Source organism: Amycolatopsis sp. NPDC004368 (genome assembly GCF_053602515.1).
This window is the reverse complement of record NZ_JBSGDT010000015.1, coordinates 163,367-179,223: the sequence shown is the minus strand read 5'-3', so window position 1 is coordinate 179,223 and position 15,857 is coordinate 163,367. Positions and strand designations below refer to the sequence as shown.

Sequence of the window (15,857 nt, the reverse complement as noted above, 5' to 3'; positions counted from 1 at the left end):
ATTTACCGGAGACCTCACCTGTTTGATCTACGACACGCCGGACCGGCGACGTTGCTCAGCAATCTACCTGGTCAGCACATCAAAACAGGCTCTAGCCCGCCAGGACGATCACGGCCGGTCCTTTTCGGACGGTGGCACTCAGTCCCACGGCGGGCTCGTCGAGAGTTCTTCCGGTCGCAACTGCGCTGTGATCGCGCTGAACTGTCGTGGGGTGGTCTGTATGCTTTCCGTGTCCGGTTGTACACGGCGGGGATCGGTCGTGGTGTCGTCGGAGTCGGGGCGGTCGATACTGGCGCTTGTGCTGGCGGGGGTTGTGGCGGTGTGCGAGCTGCTGCTCCTGCGTGGCGAAATCGTGGAGCTGAGCAAGCACTTCAATCTCGATCCCGGACCGTACTTCCACCTGCTGATCGGGATCCTCGCACTGGGGGTGGTAGTGGGCGCCGTACTGCTGATGGCCCGTCGCGCGCGGGCCGCCCGAGTACTGCTGACGGGGGCGGTCGCCCAGGTGATCCTGGCGGTTCCCGGGTCGGCGGGGCTGTTCGACATCGGCCGCCCGCACTCGTTCGACGACGTGTTCGTTGCCGCGGGCATCGCGGCGGTGATCGCGGTGCAGCTGTGGATTCCAGCGGTGGCGGCCGCTGTGCCGGGCCTGGTGCCTGACGTCGGCGGCCGGGGTTGGCCTGCGGGGTATGGGGGAACGGTGATGCCGGGCGGCGGGATGGCGGGGATGCCTGGGGTTGCCGGGTGGGCCGCACTGGCCGGGAGCTGTGCCTGCCGGACAACGACCATGGCCGGCCTCGTCGCCGGCAGGACAACCCTGGCAAGGCGCGGCACCGGGTCAAACCTGGCAAAGCGCAGCGCCTGCGGTGCCCGCCGTGCCAGGTTGGCAAGGCACTGCGCCTCCGGGCCAGAGCTCGCCGAGTGCGGCACCACCCCAGCCGGAATGGCAAGGCACCGCGCCCGCCCAATCCTGGCAAGGCACAACACCGCCTGTACCGGGGTGGCAGGGCTCCTCGCCGCCAGTGCCACCGGGACAAGCCGCAGCGCCATCCGGGCAGTCGTGGCAAGGTGCGCCGCCACCGGGACAGCACTGGCAAGGCGCGCCGCCGATGACAGGGTGGCAAGGCGCGGCACAGCCCGGTCAAGGCCCTGGCCCCGGGCAACCATGGTCAGGCGCCGTTCCACCCGCGTCGATTCCGGCTGCGCAGCAATGGCAAGCCGCGCCACAACACGAGCAACCCTCACCCAACCCGACACCGCCGGCGCAGCCCTGAGCCGGACATCCGCGGCAAGGCACCGCGCCGCTCGGACAACCCTGACATCCATGCGGCGCCAGAACCGCCACCGGTGCCGGGATGGCAAGAGCAGCACAGCCCGCGCGGCCACCGTGCCCCCGACCGACCAGCCGTGACCGATCACCCCGATCACCCGACCCCCGCCGAAAACCAGGGTTCCCCCGACCACGCAAGGCCTTATGGTTCAAGACATGGGTCAGACGCTGCCGGTCGAGTTCAGTGACGGCGAGGTGCGGGAGATCGAGCGGCAGGCGGCCGCCGAGGGACGGAGTTTGCAGGAGTACGTGCGGGAGACGCTGATGGCCGCCGTGACGTCGCGCGGGGAGCGGCGCGCGGCGGTGCTGCAGCACGTCCTCGAGACCAGCGCCGGGCTGAACGAGCGGCTGGCGCGATGACCGAGTACCTCACGATCCACGACCTGATGATCGTCGCGCGCAGGGTGGTGCGCGGGGAGCTCGCGGTGCGCGACACGGGGATCCTGGCGGCGGCCGTCGCGCGGCCGCGGACATCGGTGTTCGGGGAGGACGCCTATCCGGGCGTCTGGGAGAAGGCGGCGGCGCTCATGGAGTCCCTCGGACGGGGCCGCCCCTTGATCGACGGCAACAAGCGCCTCACCTGGACCGCCACCTGGTTCTTCCTCGGGCTCAACGACAAGCCGCTCCGCACGCCGCTCGACGAGGACGCCGCGGAGCCGTTCGTGCACGACGTGGTGCAGGGGCGCCTCGACCTGCCGCACATCGCGACCCGGCTGGCGGACTTCGCCTGAGCAGCGCTGGCGCCGGTCCGCCGACCAGCGGGAGGCCTGTGCGCCCACCAAGGCCGTCAGGTCGCCGCGGCAGGTACTGCAACGCCGCGTCGGGATCGGTGCCGCCGCCGGCGGGGCGGTCGGTCGGGAACCTGGACGTTGCCGCCGAGGAGCAGGACGCTCACAGCCACGGCTGGACGTCCGGGTGGCCGCCCACGCGGTCGCGCAGCAGGCCGCGGCGTCGGCGGCGCCCTCCGAGTGGCCGATCACGACCACACCACGTCGACGGTGCGTGACCAGGTCGACGTCGGAGTCGCGCCAGTTGGCGCTCGACACCCCGCGAGTGGATCCCCGGGGAACCGTGGTGGAACCGTTCGTGCCGCCCACGGCTGCGCCGACCGACTGTTTTACGTCTGTCCGGCCACCCGGCCGGGCGAGTCCGGGTAGCCGACGGTGACCGGAGCCGCCTGCGGATCACCCGCCAGGTCCTGGTCGCGCGGGTTCGCGGCGGCACCCGGCAGGCACACCCACCCCGGGTGATCAAGCGGCGCGGTGCCGCGAGGGGAGCCACCGCCGGAACCGCGGCCGTGACGCCGAAGACCGCCGACAGAACCAGCAGGATCACCCTTTTCCGCACGGTCGACGCTCCTTCACCGAGTAGCCGAGTCCCCCGTAGGCTGGCGGAAGCGAAGCCGATCCGGGAGGTGAGTCGTGCCGTCACGCAATCCGTTGCGCCTGCTGCGCAAGTGGACGGACTGGTTCGAGAACCGCGGCGTGTACATCCCGGGCGAGGAGAGCCGCGCGGTCGACCCGGTGCGCGACTTCGGGTGGCTGATGATCGCGTGGGGCGCCGGCGTGGCGATTTTCATCCTCTTGTTCGCCTTCGCCGTTTGAGTGGCACATCGGTGACGACTGTCACCCGGAGTGCCCTTTCGGTCACGGATCGGCCACGGCTGTACACCAGGTCCGCGTCTTCGTGCGCGCGCACGTGCAGGTGCAGGGACAGTGGAGCAGGTCGAGTTCGGTCACTACGCCGAACGGCCTGAGCCCCTCGCCCCGACTGGAGTAAACCGAGATGGCGCCCGCGCGCACCCCCCAGCTGTTGCTGTCCGCCTGTCTGCTGATGGCGGTGGCGGCCTGCGGGGTCGACGCGCAGGAAGGCACGGCAGCCCTCGGCGGTGGCGGCGCGCCCGCGAAGGCCGCGGCCGCGCAGACCCCGCGTGACCTGCAGTTCGGCGCGGAGCACCGGTTCGCCAGCGGCCTCACGATCTCGGTGTCGGCGCCGCAGTCGTTCCAGCCCGGTGCGGCGGCGTACCCACGCAGCCCGCGCGCCGCGTCGTTCGGCATCGAGATCACCAACAACGGCGCGGATTCCTACCGGCTCTCGGGCCTGTCCGTGGTCGCGACGATCGACGGCAGGCCCACCAAGCAGGTCGTCGACGCCACACAGGGCCTCGGCGGGATCACCGACGCGGGCAAGGACCTGCAGCAAGGTCGCTCTGCGCAGCTGACGCTGGCGTTCGCCGTGCCCGACCGCACCACGAAGCTCACGATGCAGCTGCGCCCCAGCGCGGGCGAGCCCGCGGTGGCCACGTACTGCGGAGCCGTCTGACCACTGATCCGACCAAAAGTAGGCCGACCCCCACGCGGCACGTAACCGTTGCTGCGAAAGCCATTCGGCCGTGACTGTGGTCGGATTGGCAATGATCGGCACAGTACGCTGCGTTCATGACCGACCAGCGACTCTCCCCCGGCGACGCCGCCCCCGACTTCACGCTGTCCGACAGTGCGGGCAAGAGCGTCTCCCTCAGCGACTTCCGCGGCCAGTCCGTCGTCGTGTACTTCTACCCGGCCGCGATGACCCCGGGCTGCACCAAGCAGGCGTGCGACTTCCGCGACAACCTCGCCGAGCTGGGCGGCGCCGGCTACCAGATCCTCGGCATCTCCCCGGACTCGCCGGAGAAGCTCGCGAAGTTCGTCGAGAAGGAACAGCTGACCTTCCCCTTGCTGGCCGACCCCGACAAGCAGGTCCTCAACGCCTACGGCGCCTTCGGCGAGAAGAAGAACTACGGCCGCGTCTACGAGGGCGTCATCCGCTCCACCTTCGTGGTCGACGCCGAGGGCAAGATCGCCAAGGCCCTCTACAACGTCCGCGCGACCGGACACGTCGCGAAACTGATCCGCGACCTCGGCATCGAAGCCTGACCCGTCACACCCGCTCAGGACCGGACGGACCGGACGCCGGCAGCCGCAGCGTGAAGGTCGAGCCCGCGCCCACCGTGCTGCGCACCGTCACCTCACCGCCGTGGGCCTGGGCCAGGTTGCGCACGATGGCCAGCCCGAGGCCGCTGCCGCCGGACGCGCCGCGGGTGCGGGCCTTGTCCGCGCGCCAGAAGCGGTCGAACAGGTGTGGCAGGTCGGCCGCGGCGATGCCGATACCGGTGTCGGTCACGGAGAACACCACGTCCGGCCCCGATCGCAGGGCGCTGACCGTGACGGAACCCCCGCGCGGCGTGTGGCGCACGGCGTTGGACACGAGGTTGTCCAGCGCCTGCCGCAGCCGCACGGGGTCCGCCGTCACGGCCGGGTCCGGCATGGTCTGCACGGTCAAGGTCACGCCCGCGGTGTCGGCGCGCGCGGCGTGGGCCGCGGCGAGCTGGCCGAGCAGGGAGTTGGCATCGATCGGCTCCGGGTGCACGCGCAGCGCGCCGGCGTCGGCGAGGGCGAGGTCCTGCAGGTCGTCGACGATGTGCTGCAGGTGCAGTGCCTCTTCCAGCAGCGACGCGACCAGCTCGTCGTCGAGGCGGCTCACGCCGTCCTGCGTGGCCTCGAGCCAGCCGCGGATGTTGGCCAGCGGCGTGCGCAGCTCGTGCGCGACGTCGCTGACCATGGCCTTGCGCGCGACCTCAAGTTTCTCGCGCGCCTCGGACATGTCGTTGAACGCCCGCGCCAGCCGCGCGATCTCGTCCTTGCCCTTCACCTTCACCCGCGCCCCGGCCTCGCCGGCCTCCATGCGTTGCGCGGCCCCGGTGAGCGCGTGCAGCGGCCGGATCAGCCGGATCGACGCGAGGCCCGTGGCCACGACCGTGAGCACGAGGATCGCACCCGCCACTTCGGCGAGGCGCACCTGGTTGTCGGGCGACAGCGTGAAGCCGCTCGGCGGTTGATCGCTGCCCTGTTCGGTGATGTAGAGCCACGCGGGAGGCGCGACGAAGGCCTGCAGCTGCTCACGCCGCGCGGCCGCCACGCAGTTCTGCGCCACCGAACCGGTCGGCCCGGACCGCGGTCCGTCGAAGGTCCACGCCAACGGCACCGCCACCTCCGAAGTGGTGGTGTCGTTGCGCCCGAGGCAGCCGTTGACGAGGTCGTTGAGCTTGTCGATCGCGGCCTGCTCGGTGGCGGTGGGCACGTCGAGCCGCGCCCCGTCGCACCGCGTCAGCGCGAACGCGTCCTGCGAGGTCACGCGCGGGTGCCCGCTCGGTGACACCTCGATGGTGCCGAGGCTGCCTCGCTCCTGCACACACGCGACCACCCGCTTCGCGAGACCCATCAGGTTGTCTCGCTCCTGCTGCGGCAGCTGGTACGGGCCCACCGCGTCGGGGTCGATCCGGTCCGGCGTGGACTTCACGCCGAGCCCCGCATCCACCGACAGCGGGTCGATCACCACCGACGGCTGGGCCGGCAGCTTGCCCGGGTTCGGGTCGGAACTCGCGATCACCTGGCCCTGCGGCGTGGCCAGCACCACGCGCCGGTTGGTGCGCTCGGCGTAGCTGCGCACGTCCTGGTCCACGCCTTTCCAGTTCGGGTGCGTGGCGGCGTAATCGAGCAGCCCCTGGTAGATCGAGCCGTCGTCGGCGAAGACCTGGCCCTGCTCCTGCTCGATCGCGCCCGTGGTGGTGCGTGCGGCGAGCCACGCCGTCGCCGCGATCGCGCACACCGCCACCAGCGCCGACACCGCGATCAGCCGGACGAGGAGGCTACGCTGCACTGGTGTTCTCCTCGGGCGAGGGCGGCCCCGCCGTGAGCTTGTAGCCGACGCCGTACACGGTCAGCAGCCGCTTCGGCTTGCGTGGAGCCGTCTCGATCTTCTTACGCAGGTTCATCACGTGCACGTCGATCGCGCGCTGGGTGATGTAGCGGTCGAAGCCGTGCAGGTGCTCCAGCAGCTGCCCGCGCGTGAACACCTGGTCCGGGTGCGCGGCCATCACCTCGAGCAGGCGGAACTCGCCCGGCGTGGTCTCGACCAGGTTGCCGGACACGGCCACCTCGTGCCGCCCGACGTCCACGGTCAGCGCGCCCACGCGCAGCGGACCACCTGAGGGCGGCGCGCTTTTGGTGCGGCGCAACAAGGTCCGCACGCGCGCCATCAGCTCGCGCGGGCTGTAGGGCTTGGTGATGTAGTCGTCGGCGCCGAGGTCCAGACCACGCAGCAGATCGTCCTCAGTGGACCGTGCGGTGAGCATCAGCACCGGCAGGTCGGTCTCGGCACGCAGGATGCGGCACACCTCGAGCCCGTCCATGCCCGGCAGCATCACGTCGAGCACCAGCAGGTCCGGCGGGCGGCGGCGCACGAGCTCAAGCGTCTCGCGGCCGTCGGGCACGACCACCACCGAGTGGCGTTCCCGCTCGAGGTAGCGGCGGACGAGCTCCGCTTGCTTCGGGTCGTCCTCCGCGAGCACGATGTCAGCGCACATGCTGCGAGCATAAGGATCTCCGCTCGCCCGGGCGAGCCGGCGCCGCGGGAACACCGGATCAGCACCGATTCCTGACCGGTTCCTGACAATTCGCGGCGATAGTGGCCTCCGGACCCACCGACTCAGTCCACTTCGGACACGCCGGGTGATCGAGATGCTGGAGGCCGTCAGTGGCCGGTAAGTCCCGGCGGCGCGTGATCGCCGCCTTGAGCGCGGCCGCCGTCGTGGTGCTGCTCGGCGTGGGCGCCTTCGTGGCGATCGACCACGGCCGAGGCACGGCCGAAGCGGCCGCTCCCCCACCCGCGGTGACCACCGTCGCGGTGGCCAAGACCGATCTGTCGAACACGCGCACGTTCACCGGCACCCTCGGCTTCGGCACGCCTGAGCCGCTGAAGGGCGCGGGCGCCGGCGTGGTCACGCAGCTGCCGGACATCGGCACCGTGGCCCAGCGCGGGAAGCCGCTGTACTCCGTGAACGGCGTGCCGGTGCCCGTGTTCTTCGGTGACACCCCGCTGTTCCGCAAGCTCGACAACCCCGACCTGGCCGGACCGGACGTCGCCACGGTGGCGCAGAACCTCGCCAACCTCGGCTACTCCGTCGGCACCCGCGCGAAGGACCCGCAGAAGCAGAAGTTCACCTTCGCCGACGCGCTGAAGCGGTGGGAGAAAAAGGCCGGCCTGCCCGACACGGGCACGCTCGACGTCGGCCAGGTCGTGGTGCTGCCGGGCGAGGCACGCGTGAACAGCGTGACCGCGCAGCTCGGCGACCCCGCGGCCGGCCCGCTGCTCACCGTGACGCCGACGACGAAGGTCGTGGTCGCGCCCGTGGACCCGTCCGACATCGGTTCGGTGAAGACCGGCATGGGCGTGACCGTGGTGCGCCCGGACGGCAAGGAGATCCCGGCCGAGGTCAGCTCGGTGAGCACCGCTGTCACCGGCGGCGGCGAAGACGCGGGCGGCCAGCAGCAAGGAACGCCGAAGATCAACGTGTCCGTGGTGCCCGTGAACCCGGGCGACGTCGGTGATCTCGACTCGGCGTCGGTGCAGGTCAAGGTGGCCACGCAGACCCATTCGGGCGTGCTGGCCGTGCCGCTGGGCGCGCTGGTCGCGTTGCGCGAAGGCGGCTACGCGGTGCAGCTGCAAGGCGGGCACCTCGTGCCGGTGAAGACGGGCATGTTCGCCCGCGACCAGGTCGAAATCAGCGGCCCGGGCATCACCGAGGGCCTGAAAGTGGTGACGACCTCGTGACACCGGTGCTGTCCCTGCGCGGGGTGAGCAAGCACTACCCGGGCGGGGTGAAGGCCCTCGACGACGTGTCGCTGGCCGTGGCCGAGGGTGAGCTGCTGGCGATCGTCGGACCGTCGGGTTCGGGCAAGTCGACGCTGCTCAACATCGTGGGCACGCTCGACCTGCCGACCGCGGGCACCGTCGAGCTCGGCGGCCAGGACGTGACGCAGCTGAACGACCGCCGGCTGTCCGCGCTGCGCGGGCGCTGGCTGGGGTTCGTGTTCCAGCAGTTCCACCTCACCGATGGCCTCAGCGCGGCCGAGAACGTGGCCACCGGTCTGCTGTACGCCGGGGTGCCACGCCGGCAACGGCGTCCGCTCGCGCTGGAGGCGCTGGGCCGCGTGGGCCTCGCGCACCGCGTGGGCCACAAGCCGCACGAACTGTCGGGCGGTGAACGTCAGCGCGTCGCGATCGCGCGGGCCGTGGTCAACGACCCCGCGCTCGTGCTCGCCGACGAACCGACGGGTGCGCTCGACACCGCCAACGGCCGCGCCGTGCTCGAACTGCTGCACGGCCTCAACAGCGAAGGCACGACGATCGCGATCATCACGCACGACCGCGACATCGCGGCCGGCCTGCCGCGGCGCATCGAGTTCCGCGACGGCCGGATCGTGCAGGACCTCGTGGTGAGGGCGGCGTGAGCACGGCACTCGACACGCGCCCGGTGCGCCTGGGCCTGCGCGACGTCCTGCGGCTGGGCCTGCTCGGCATCAGCACGCGCCGGCTGCGCGCCACCCTGTCGGCCCTCGGGATCTCGCTGGGCATCGCCACGATGATCGTGGTCACGGGCATCCCCGCGTCGAGCCAGGCTTCCTTGCTGGACAAGCTGACCGCGCTGGGCACGAACATGCTGCGCGCCGAACCGCAGCCCAACCAGACGCCGCCGGTGCTGCTGCCGGAGTCGTCGGTCGGCAGCGTCGCGCGGATCGGCCCGGTGACCACGGCGGCGGCCGTCGCCAACACCCACACCACCGTGCGGCGGTCCGACCTCACCGACCCGCAGGACGGCTCGGGCCTGGCCGTGCTCGCGAGCAGCCCCGACCTGCTGACCGCGCTCAACGGCCACGTGCAGAGCGGCAAGTTCCTCGACGCGGCAACGCAGAACCTGCCCGCGGTCGTGCTCGGGTACGTCGCGGCTTCCCGCCTCGGCATCCCCGCCGTGACACCCGGGCGGCCCGCGCCGATCGTGATGATCGGCGTCACGTGGTACACGGTGACCGGCGTGCTGGCGCCGATGCCGCTCGCGCCGGACATCGAACGCGCGGTGCTCGTCGGCTGGGGTTCGGCCAAGCAGTTCCTCGGCTTCGACGGCCACCCGACGGTGATCTACGTGAAAGCCCGTGAGGACGCCATTCCCGACGTGCGCGCCGTGCTGCCGGCCACGTTGTACCCGCAGCTGCCCGGGCTGGTGTCGGTGAGCCGGCCGTCCGACGCGCTGGCGGCGAAACAAGCCAGCCAGACCACGTTCTCGGCGTTGTTCCTCGGGCTGGCCGGGGTTGCGCTGCTGGTCGGCGGGGTCGGGGTGGCCAACACGATGTTCATCTCGGTGCTGGAACGCCGGCGCGAGATCGGGTTGCGCCGCGCGCTGGGCGCCACGCGGGGACAGGTCCGCGGGCAGTTCCTCACGGAAGCGGTGGCGTTGTCCGGCCTCGGCGGTCTGGCCGGGACGGTTCTCGGGATCGTCGTGACGCTGCTTTACACGACGTACCAGGGATGGCCGCCGGTGATCCCGCCGCTCTCGGTGGCCGGTGGGGTGGCGGGCGCGCTGGTGGTGGGCGCCCTGGCGGGCATCCACCCGTCGATCCGCGCCTCGCGCCTCACCCCGACACAAGCATTGGCAACGACATGAGGGAGCTTCGAATGTCCAAAGTGGTCTGGCTCGCGGGGCTGGCGCTGGTGCTCACGGCCTGTGGCGCACCCGCGGCATCCGGCCCCGAGGTCGCTTCGCTGAGCACGCCCTCGACGTCGGCGGCGTCCACGGCGACCTCGAGCCCGGCGTCCGCCGATCCCGACGGCGGACGGCCCCGCCACCGCGTCGACGAGTCCCCCGAGGACTCCCAGCGGTTGATCGAACCGTGGAACACCTGCATGAAGGCCCACGACGCCGACCCCGACCAGCAGCCGCACAGCATCGCCGGCGCCGAACAGTGGAGCAGGGACCACGCCGCCGCCGGCGACGCTTGCCGGTCCAAGCTACCGCTGCTCCCGTGGGGTGAGGACCCGGCGAACCCGGCGTACAAGGACAACTTGCACCGCTGGGTGGAGTGCATGACGTCGAAGGGTATGCACGTGGCCGAGGACCCGGACCCGGCCAGCGAGTCGCCGTGGCACTACACGAGCGACAACCAGCCGCCGAACTCCGCCGACATCGAGCAGGGCTGCGAAGTACAGGTGATGGGTCCGAGCGACAAGTGACCGATCCCGGTGTGGAGCGACGTCGGGGGCCGCGCCACACCGGGATTCTTCTTGTCTCAGGCCTTGGCGAGGTCGCGTAGGGCCGGGAGCAGCGCGCGCAGCGCACGGCCCCGGTGCGAGGCAGCGTCCTTTTCGGACGGTTCCAGCTCCGCCGACGCCCGCGTGTCGCCGTCCGGCACGAAGATCGGGTCGTAGCCGAAGCCGTTGGTGCCGCGGCGCTCGCGCAGCAGCGTGCCGCGCCACTCGCCGCGAACGATGGTTTCCTCGCCGGACGGGAGCACGAGCGCGGCGGCGCACACGAAGGCCGCGCCGCGGCGCTCGTCGGGGGTGTCGGTGAGCTGGGCGAGCACCAGGTCGAGGTTGGCGTCGTCGTCGCCGTGCCGGCCGGACCAGCGGGCCGAGAGGATGCCGGGCATGCCGTTCAGCGCGTCAACGGCCAGACCCGAATCGTCGGCGACTGCGGGCAGGCCCGTGGCCGCGACGGCGTCCCGCGCCTTGGCGACGGCGTTGCCCTCGAAGTCCGGCGCGGTTTCCGGGGCCTCGGGGAACTCGGCGACGTCGGCCAGCCCCAGCACCTCGATGCCGGCGATGCCCTCGGCCTCGAGGATGCGCCGCAGCTCGCCGAGCTTCTTCTGGTTGCGCGTGGCCAGCAGCAGCTTCGTCACTTCGCGCCCTTCTTCTTGTCCGGACGCGGCTGCGGCAGCTCACCCGGATACGGCAGCGCCAGCGCCTCGTTCTGCAGCTGCGTGAGCGTGGCGCAGCCGGCCAGCGCCAGGTCGAGCATGGTGTCCAAAGTGGACCGCGCGAAGGTGGCGCCCTCGCCCGTGCCCTGCACCTCGATGAGCGTGCCGGCATCGGTGGCGACGACGTTCATGTCGACCTCCGCGCGCGAGTCCTCCTCGTACGGCAGGTCCAGGCGCACGCGCCCGTCGACCACCCCGACGCTCACCGCCGCGACGGACGACGACAGCGGCTGCGGGTCGTTGAGCCGGTTGGCCGCGCCGAGCCAGGTGATGGCGTCGTGCAGGGCCACGTAGCCGCCGGTGACCGCGGCGGTGCGGGTGCCGCCGTCGGCCTGGATCACGTCGCAGTCGATCACGATCGTGTTCTCGCCCAGCGCGGCGAGGTCGATGCACGCGCGCAGGGACCGGCCGATCAGCCGGGAGATCTCGTGGGTGCGGCCGCCGATGCGGCCTTTCACGGCTTCGCGGTCGCCGCGGGTGTTGGTGGCCGACGGGAGCATCGCGTACTCCGCCGTGACCCACCCCAGCCCGGAACCCGCCCGCCACCGCGGCACGCCCTCGGTGACGCTGGCCGCGCAGAGCACACGCGTGTTGCCGAACTCGATGAGCACCGACCCGGCAGGCCACTTCTGGAACCCGCGGGTGATCTTGATGTCACGGAGCTGGTCGTCGTTCCTGCCATCTTTCCTCGTCACGACCTGCACCTTAAAGCAGACCCCCGACAAGCAGCCGCTCAGATCTCGTAGACGGCGCCCTGCGTCACGAGCTCCGTGTCCGGGAACACCTCGGCCGCCTCCGCGAGCACCGCGCCACGATCGGTCCAGGGCGCGATGTGCGTGAGCAGCAACCGCCCGACACTCGCGTCCTTCGCCAGCTCACCGGCCTGTTTTCCGGACAGGTGCACGCCGTCGGGCCGGTCGGTCGCGTGCGTCCACGAGGCTTCGGACAGCAGCACGTCGACGCCGTCGGCCAGCTCACCCAGCGCGGGGCACGGCCCGGTGTCGCCGGTGTAGGCGAGGATGCAACCGCCGTAGGCGATGCGCAGGCCGAACGCGGGCGTCGGGTGCCGCACGAGGGCGGCGGTCACGTCGAACGGCCCGATCTCGCGCGTTTCCTCACGCAGCGTGTGGAAGTCGTAGACGTCGGACAGATCCACCGCCGCGCGCTCGTCGGCGTCGGCCGCGTACGCGTGGGCCAGCCGGGTCGGCGCGTCCGCGGGCGCGTAGAGCGGCAGCCGCCGCGGCCGGGCCGGGTAGGGCGGCGCCGGGTGGTAGCGGCGCAGCACCGTAAGGGAGTTGACGTCGGCGCAGTGGTCGGAGTGCAGGTGCGACAGGAGCAGCGCGTCGAGGTCGAACGGGTCGAGCACCGTCTGCAGCTGCGCGAAGGCGCCGTTGCCGAGCTCCAGGCCCAGCCGGAACCCTTCCGCCTCCAGCAGGTACCCGGACGCGGCGGCGTTCGGGCCGGGGACGCTGCCCGAGCAGCCGAGGATCGTCAGTCGCACGGGTTCAGCCTAGGCGCTGGTGGGCGCGAGGACACCCGGCGCGAAGCCCATGAACCGCGCCGCCAGCCGGGTGAACGGCTCGGGCGAGCCCGTGGCCAGGAACTCGTGCTTCGGGGGTTCGTCGCGCTCGGCCAGCAGGTCGAGGTCGGTGAGCACGCGGTAGAGGTCCTTGGCGGTCTCGTCGGCGCTGGAGACCAGCGTGACGTCCTGGCCCATCACGATCTGCAGCACACCCGAGAGCAGCGGGTAGTGCGTGCAGCCGAGCACGAGTGTGTCGACGTCGGCTTCGAGCAGCGGCTGCAGGTAACCCTGCGCCAGCCCCAGGATCTGGCGCCCGGACGTCATGCCGCGCTCCACGAAGTCGACGAACCGCGGGCACGCGACGCTGCTGAGCCGCACCCCGGGCGCGGCGGCGAACGCGTCGTCGTAGGCCCGGGAGCGAACGGTCCCCTCCGTCCCGATCACCCCGACCCGGCCACTGTGCGTGACCGCCGCGGCCCGGCGCGCGGCCGGCAGGACGACCTCGATCACGGGGACGTCGTAGCGTTCGCGGGCATCGCGCAGGCATGCGGCCGAGGCCGTGTTGCACGCGATGACCAAGGCTTTCACCCCGCCTTCGACGAGGTTGTCGAGGGCTTCGAGGGCGTACTGGCGGGCTGTGGCGATGGGGAGGGGGCCGTACGGGTTGCGCGCGGTGTCGCCGACGTAACGCAGCTGCTCGGCCGGCAGCAGCTCGAGGATCGACCGGGCGACGGTGAGACCGCCGACGCCGGAATCGAAGACCCCGATGGGCGCGTCGGCGGTCGGGGTGCTCACACCTCGAGGCTACCGGTCGCCTTCTTCTTGGGACGGTCGCCCCGCGCCGTGAGCCAGGCCGCGAGCACGCCCGCGAGCGCGCCGAAGAGGTGGCCCTGCCAGGAGATGCCGGGGTTGCCGGGCAGCAGGCCCCACAGCATCCCGCTCCACACGCCCAGCAGCACGACCGCAACCACGATCTGCCCGAACGCCCGGTTGAAGATGCCGCGCACCAGCAGGTACGCCAGCCAGCCGAACGCCAGTCCGGACGCACCCACCGTGTAGGTGTTCGACGGCCCGACCAGCCACACCCCCAGCCCGGACACGATCCAGATGATCGCCGTGACCACCGCCCAGCGCCCGATGCCCGACGCCATCGCCAGGAATGACAACACCAGCACCGGCACCGTGTTCGAGAACAGGTGTCCCCACCCGGCGTGCAACAGCGGCGCCCACAGGATCCCGTCGAGCCCCGAGAGCTGCCTCGACACGATGCCCCCGTGGTCGAGGTTCGCCGGCAGGATCACGTCCACGAGCTCCACGAGGTAGAGCACCAACGTGAACCCCACCGCGACGATGGCCGCCGCCTTGGGGTTGGGCGGCAGGATGCGCTTCGCCACGTCTGTGGACTTGCCCTTGTCCGCCGGCTGGTCCCCGAACGGCATGGGCTGCGGTGGAAGTGTGCTCACGTGGTCCAGGTTACGTCCGCCGGGCGGGGGTGGCCTCGGGTGAATTCCCTGATGTTCGAGCTCAGGGCCCTGCACCCGGGTCAGGCGATCGTCCCGTTCGCCCGCGCCCGCCACAGCGCCGTCCGGGCTTCGTGGGTGTCCAGGCGCTCCAGCCCGCGCCCGGCCCAGCCGCGCAACGATTCGTCGGTGCTGTCGAGCTGGGCGACGAGGACGGGCAGCGCCTGGGGCACCGCCGCCTCGCCGATCAGCTCCAGGAGCCGGCACCGCAGCCCGTGGTCCTCGGTCTCGGCCTCGAACTCCGCGATCAGCGCGTCGGCATGGCCGGCGGCGTCGGCGAGGAGCAGCTGGAAGCCGTCCTCCTGGGTTTGCCTGTTGTGGCGCCGCATCATGCGCATCGCGGTCTCGAAGGCGTCGGGCACAGCTTGGAGATTAACGGCGCGATTCGAAGGGGCTCTCGCCCGCGCCCAGTTCGGAGAAGATCTTGATCATGGCGTTCGTGGCGTCCTCCTCGGACCGTCCGGCCATCGCCTCCTCGAACTCGGCGCTGGTGACCGCGATTTCGGTGCTGCGCGGGAACATCGCCGCCTCGTAGGCGGCCAGCGCGGTCTCGATGTCGTCCGGGTGGGCGGCGAGGGCCTGGCCGAGTTCGGCGGCGTCGAGCATGGCGAGGTTGGCGCCTTCGCCGTTGGGCGGCATGAGGTGGGCCGCGTCGCCGACCAACGTCACGCCCGGGACCCGGGCCCAACGGTGCTCCAGCGGCAGGACGTAGTGCGGGCGCAGCACCGGCGGGGTGTCGCCATCGGTGATCAGGGCGGTGAGTTCCGGGGCCCAGCCGGCGAATTCCTCGGCGACGCGGGCGGCGGACGCGACCGGATCGGTGAAGTCGATGGCCTCGAACCAGTCCAGCGGACGCGTCAGCTCCACGTACGTGTGAAGCGTGTCTCCGCTTTCGCGATGGGCCATGATCCCCCGGTCCGACCCGGTCGCGCCCATCGAGCCGCCGCCGACGATCTTGGCCGTGGCGGGGTGACGGGTGTCGGCCTCGTACAGATAGGTCTCGACCACGGCCGTACCCGCGTACGTCGGAACGTCAGACGAAAGCAGCGGCCGCACCCGGGACCACGCGCCGTCCGCGCCGACCAGCAGATCGGCGACGACCACGCTGCCGTTCGCGAACGTCACCTCGTGCCGGCCGTCCGCGAGGGTGCGGGCGGAGAGGACCTTGTGGCCCCAGCGCACGGTGCCGGCGGGGAGCGAGTCGAGCAGCAGCTGCCGCAGCTCCCCGCGCTGCACTTCGGGGCGGCCCCCGGTGCCGTCGTCGGCCTTGTCGAGCAGCACGGTCCCGTGCTTGTCGAGGATCCGCATCTGCTGGCGGCCGTCGAGGATGAGGCCGGTGAATTCGTCCATCAGGCCACAGGCCGAGACGGCGATCCGGCCGTTGTAGTCGTGGATGTCGAGCATCCCGCCCTGCGACCGCGCGCCGGCGGAGGCCTCGGCTTCGTAGACCGTGGCCGCGATGCCGTGGACGTGCAGGACACGGGCGAGGGTGAGGCCGCCGAGTCCGGCGCCGATGATCGTGACGGTGTTCATGGTGACTCCCGAGGGTTCCGGGGCAGCCCGGTGGCCGCCATCGAACCCGACGGTGCCGTGATCGGCTGGCACCCCGCGCACACCACACTGCCAAGCGCCTGGCA

The 15,857-nt window shown here is 71.5% G+C and carries 18 protein-coding genes and 1 pseudogene; 10 read left to right on the top strand and 9 right to left on the bottom strand.

The genetic code is table 11. The features are described 5' to 3' along the window. The 6 genes and pseudogenes from ACWEOE_RS22225 to bcp all read left to right on the top strand — a co-directional run. Nucleotides 1-1,411 (top strand): annotated as a pseudogene (locus ACWEOE_RS22225) (hypothetical protein); the annotation flags it as partial. A 75-nt stretch (nt 1,412-1,486) separates the two neighbouring features. Next, a complete protein-coding gene (locus ACWEOE_RS22220; protein ID WP_452012151.1) occupies nt 1,487-1,690 on the top strand; it encodes a hypothetical protein in 204 nt (67 codons plus the stop codon). After that, nucleotides 1,687-2,061 carry a type II toxin-antitoxin system death-on-curing family toxin gene (locus ACWEOE_RS22215; protein WP_452012149.1) on the top strand — a complete coding sequence of 125 codons (375 nt, stop codon included), beginning with the start codon at nt 1,687-1,689 and terminating at the stop codon, nt 2,059-2,061. Before ACWEOE_RS22220 ends, ACWEOE_RS22215 begins: the two co-directional genes overlap by 4 nt. 690 nt (nt 2,062-2,751) lie before the next feature. Further along, the gene (locus tag ACWEOE_RS22210) at nt 2,752-2,934 is read left to right on the top strand and encodes a hypothetical protein (protein ID WP_452012147.1); all 183 of its coding nucleotides are present in this window, start codon (nt 2,752-2,754) and stop codon (nt 2,932-2,934) included. Between the two features lie 181 nt (nt 2,935-3,115). Then, on the top strand, nt 3,116-3,652 hold the full coding sequence (locus ACWEOE_RS22205) for a hypothetical protein (RefSeq protein ID WP_452012145.1): 537 nt from the start codon (nt 3,116-3,118) through the stop codon (nt 3,650-3,652). 116 nt (nt 3,653-3,768) lie between these two features. Further along, the gene (bcp, locus tag ACWEOE_RS22200; RefSeq protein WP_452012142.1) at nt 3,769-4,245 is read left to right on the top strand and encodes a thioredoxin-dependent thiol peroxidase; all 477 of its coding nucleotides are present in this window, start codon (nt 3,769-3,771) and stop codon (nt 4,243-4,245) included. Nucleotides 4,246-4,249: 4 nt separating this feature from the next. Here bcp and ACWEOE_RS22195 read toward each other — a convergent pair whose 3' ends face one another. Next, a complete protein-coding gene (locus tag ACWEOE_RS22195; protein WP_452012140.1) occupies nt 4,250-6,028 on the bottom strand; it encodes a sensor histidine kinase in 1,779 nt (592 codons plus the stop codon). Continuing rightward, nucleotides 6,018-6,734: a response regulator transcription factor gene (locus ACWEOE_RS22190; RefSeq protein WP_452012137.1), complete on the bottom strand. Its 717-nt coding sequence runs from the start codon at nt 6,732-6,734 to the stop codon at nt 6,018-6,020. The genes ACWEOE_RS22195 and ACWEOE_RS22190 overlap by 11 nt, the downstream gene beginning before the upstream one ends. A 170-nt stretch (nt 6,735-6,904) precedes the next feature. Here ACWEOE_RS22190 and ACWEOE_RS22185 point away from each other — a divergent pair, with 170 nt between their 5' ends. From ACWEOE_RS22185 to ACWEOE_RS22170, 4 genes are read left to right on the top strand one after another with little or no spacing between them, the layout of a single operon-like run. Next, nucleotides 6,905-7,981 (top strand): peptidoglycan-binding protein, encoded by a 1,077-nt coding sequence (locus ACWEOE_RS22185; protein WP_452012136.1) that lies wholly within the window; start codon nt 6,905-6,907, stop codon nt 7,979-7,981. Then, on the top strand, nt 7,978-8,661 hold the full coding sequence (locus tag ACWEOE_RS22180; protein ID WP_452012134.1) for an ABC transporter ATP-binding protein: 684 nt from the start codon (nt 7,978-7,980) through the stop codon (nt 8,659-8,661). Before ACWEOE_RS22185 ends, ACWEOE_RS22180 begins: the two co-directional genes overlap by 4 nt. Then, the gene (locus ACWEOE_RS22175) at nt 8,658-9,869 is read left to right on the top strand and encodes an ABC transporter permease (RefSeq protein ID WP_452012132.1); all 1,212 of its coding nucleotides are present in this window, start codon (nt 8,658-8,660) and stop codon (nt 9,867-9,869) included. The genes ACWEOE_RS22180 and ACWEOE_RS22175 overlap by 4 nt, the downstream gene beginning before the upstream one ends. Nucleotides 9,870-9,880: 11 nt before the next feature. Then, on the top strand, nt 9,881-10,435 hold the full coding sequence (locus tag ACWEOE_RS22170; protein ID WP_452012129.1) for a hypothetical protein: 555 nt from the start codon (nt 9,881-9,883) through the stop codon (nt 10,433-10,435). A gap of 56 nt (nt 10,436-10,491) precedes the next feature. Here ACWEOE_RS22170 and rdgB read toward each other — a convergent pair whose 3' ends face one another. From rdgB to ACWEOE_RS22135, 7 genes are all read right to left on the bottom strand, one after another. Continuing rightward, entirely contained in the window at nt 10,492-11,100 is a 609-nt protein-coding gene (gene rdgB, locus ACWEOE_RS22165; protein ID WP_452012126.1) for an RdgB/HAM1 family non-canonical purine NTP pyrophosphatase, read from the bottom strand. After that, nucleotides 11,097-11,873, bottom strand: coding sequence for a ribonuclease PH (gene rph, locus ACWEOE_RS22160; RefSeq protein WP_452012124.1), 777 nt, complete (start codon nt 11,871-11,873; stop codon nt 11,097-11,099). The genes rdgB and rph overlap by 4 nt, the downstream gene beginning before the upstream one ends. Before the next feature lie 38 nt (nt 11,874-11,911). Beyond that, a complete protein-coding gene (locus ACWEOE_RS22155) occupies nt 11,912-12,679 on the bottom strand; it encodes an MBL fold metallo-hydrolase (protein WP_452012121.1) in 768 nt (255 codons plus the stop codon). Between the two features lie 9 nt (nt 12,680-12,688). Then, on the bottom strand, nt 12,689-13,495 hold the full coding sequence (gene murI / locus ACWEOE_RS22150; protein WP_452012119.1) for a glutamate racemase: 807 nt from the start codon (nt 13,493-13,495) through the stop codon (nt 12,689-12,691). After that, entirely contained in the window at nt 13,492-14,163 is a 672-nt protein-coding gene (locus tag ACWEOE_RS22145; protein WP_452012116.1) for a rhomboid family intramembrane serine protease, read from the bottom strand. The genes murI and ACWEOE_RS22145 overlap by 4 nt, the downstream gene beginning before the upstream one ends. 80 nt (nt 14,164-14,243) lie before the next feature. Further along, nucleotides 14,244-14,582: a HEAT repeat domain-containing protein gene (locus ACWEOE_RS22140; RefSeq protein WP_452012114.1), complete on the bottom strand. Its 339-nt coding sequence runs from the start codon at nt 14,580-14,582 to the stop codon at nt 14,244-14,246. Nucleotides 14,583-14,592: 10 nt separating this feature from the next. Continuing rightward, on the bottom strand, nt 14,593-15,753 hold the full coding sequence (locus ACWEOE_RS22135; RefSeq protein ID WP_452012111.1) for an FAD-dependent oxidoreductase: 1,161 nt from the start codon (nt 15,751-15,753) through the stop codon (nt 14,593-14,595). Nucleotides 15,754-15,857 lie beyond the last annotated feature (104 nt).

Bases quoted from the DNA above. Each gene is read 5' to 3' on its own strand.
- ACWEOE_RS22205 (WP_452012145.1), top strand. From the start codon at position 3,116: ATGGCGCCCGCGCGCACCCCCCAGCTGTTGCTGTCCGCCTGTCTGCTG.
- ACWEOE_RS22135 (WP_452012111.1), bottom strand. From the start codon at position 15,753: ATGAACACCGTCACGATCATCGGCGCCGGACTCGGCGGCCTCACCCTC.
- ACWEOE_RS22220 (WP_452012151.1), top strand. From the start codon at position 1,487: ATGGGTCAGACGCTGCCGGTCGAGTTCAGTGACGGCGAGGTGCGGGAG.
- bcp (WP_452012142.1), top strand. From the start codon at position 3,769: ATGACCGACCAGCGACTCTCCCCCGGCGACGCCGCCCCCGACTTCACG.
- ACWEOE_RS22215 (WP_452012149.1), top strand. From the start codon at position 1,687: ATGACCGAGTACCTCACGATCCACGACCTGATGATCGTCGCGCGCAGG.
- ACWEOE_RS22170 (WP_452012129.1), top strand. From the start codon at position 9,881: ATGTCCAAAGTGGTCTGGCTCGCGGGGCTGGCGCTGGTGCTCACGGCC.
- ACWEOE_RS22190 (WP_452012137.1), bottom strand. From the start codon at position 6,734: ATGTGCGCTGACATCGTGCTCGCGGAGGACGACCCGAAGCAAGCGGAG.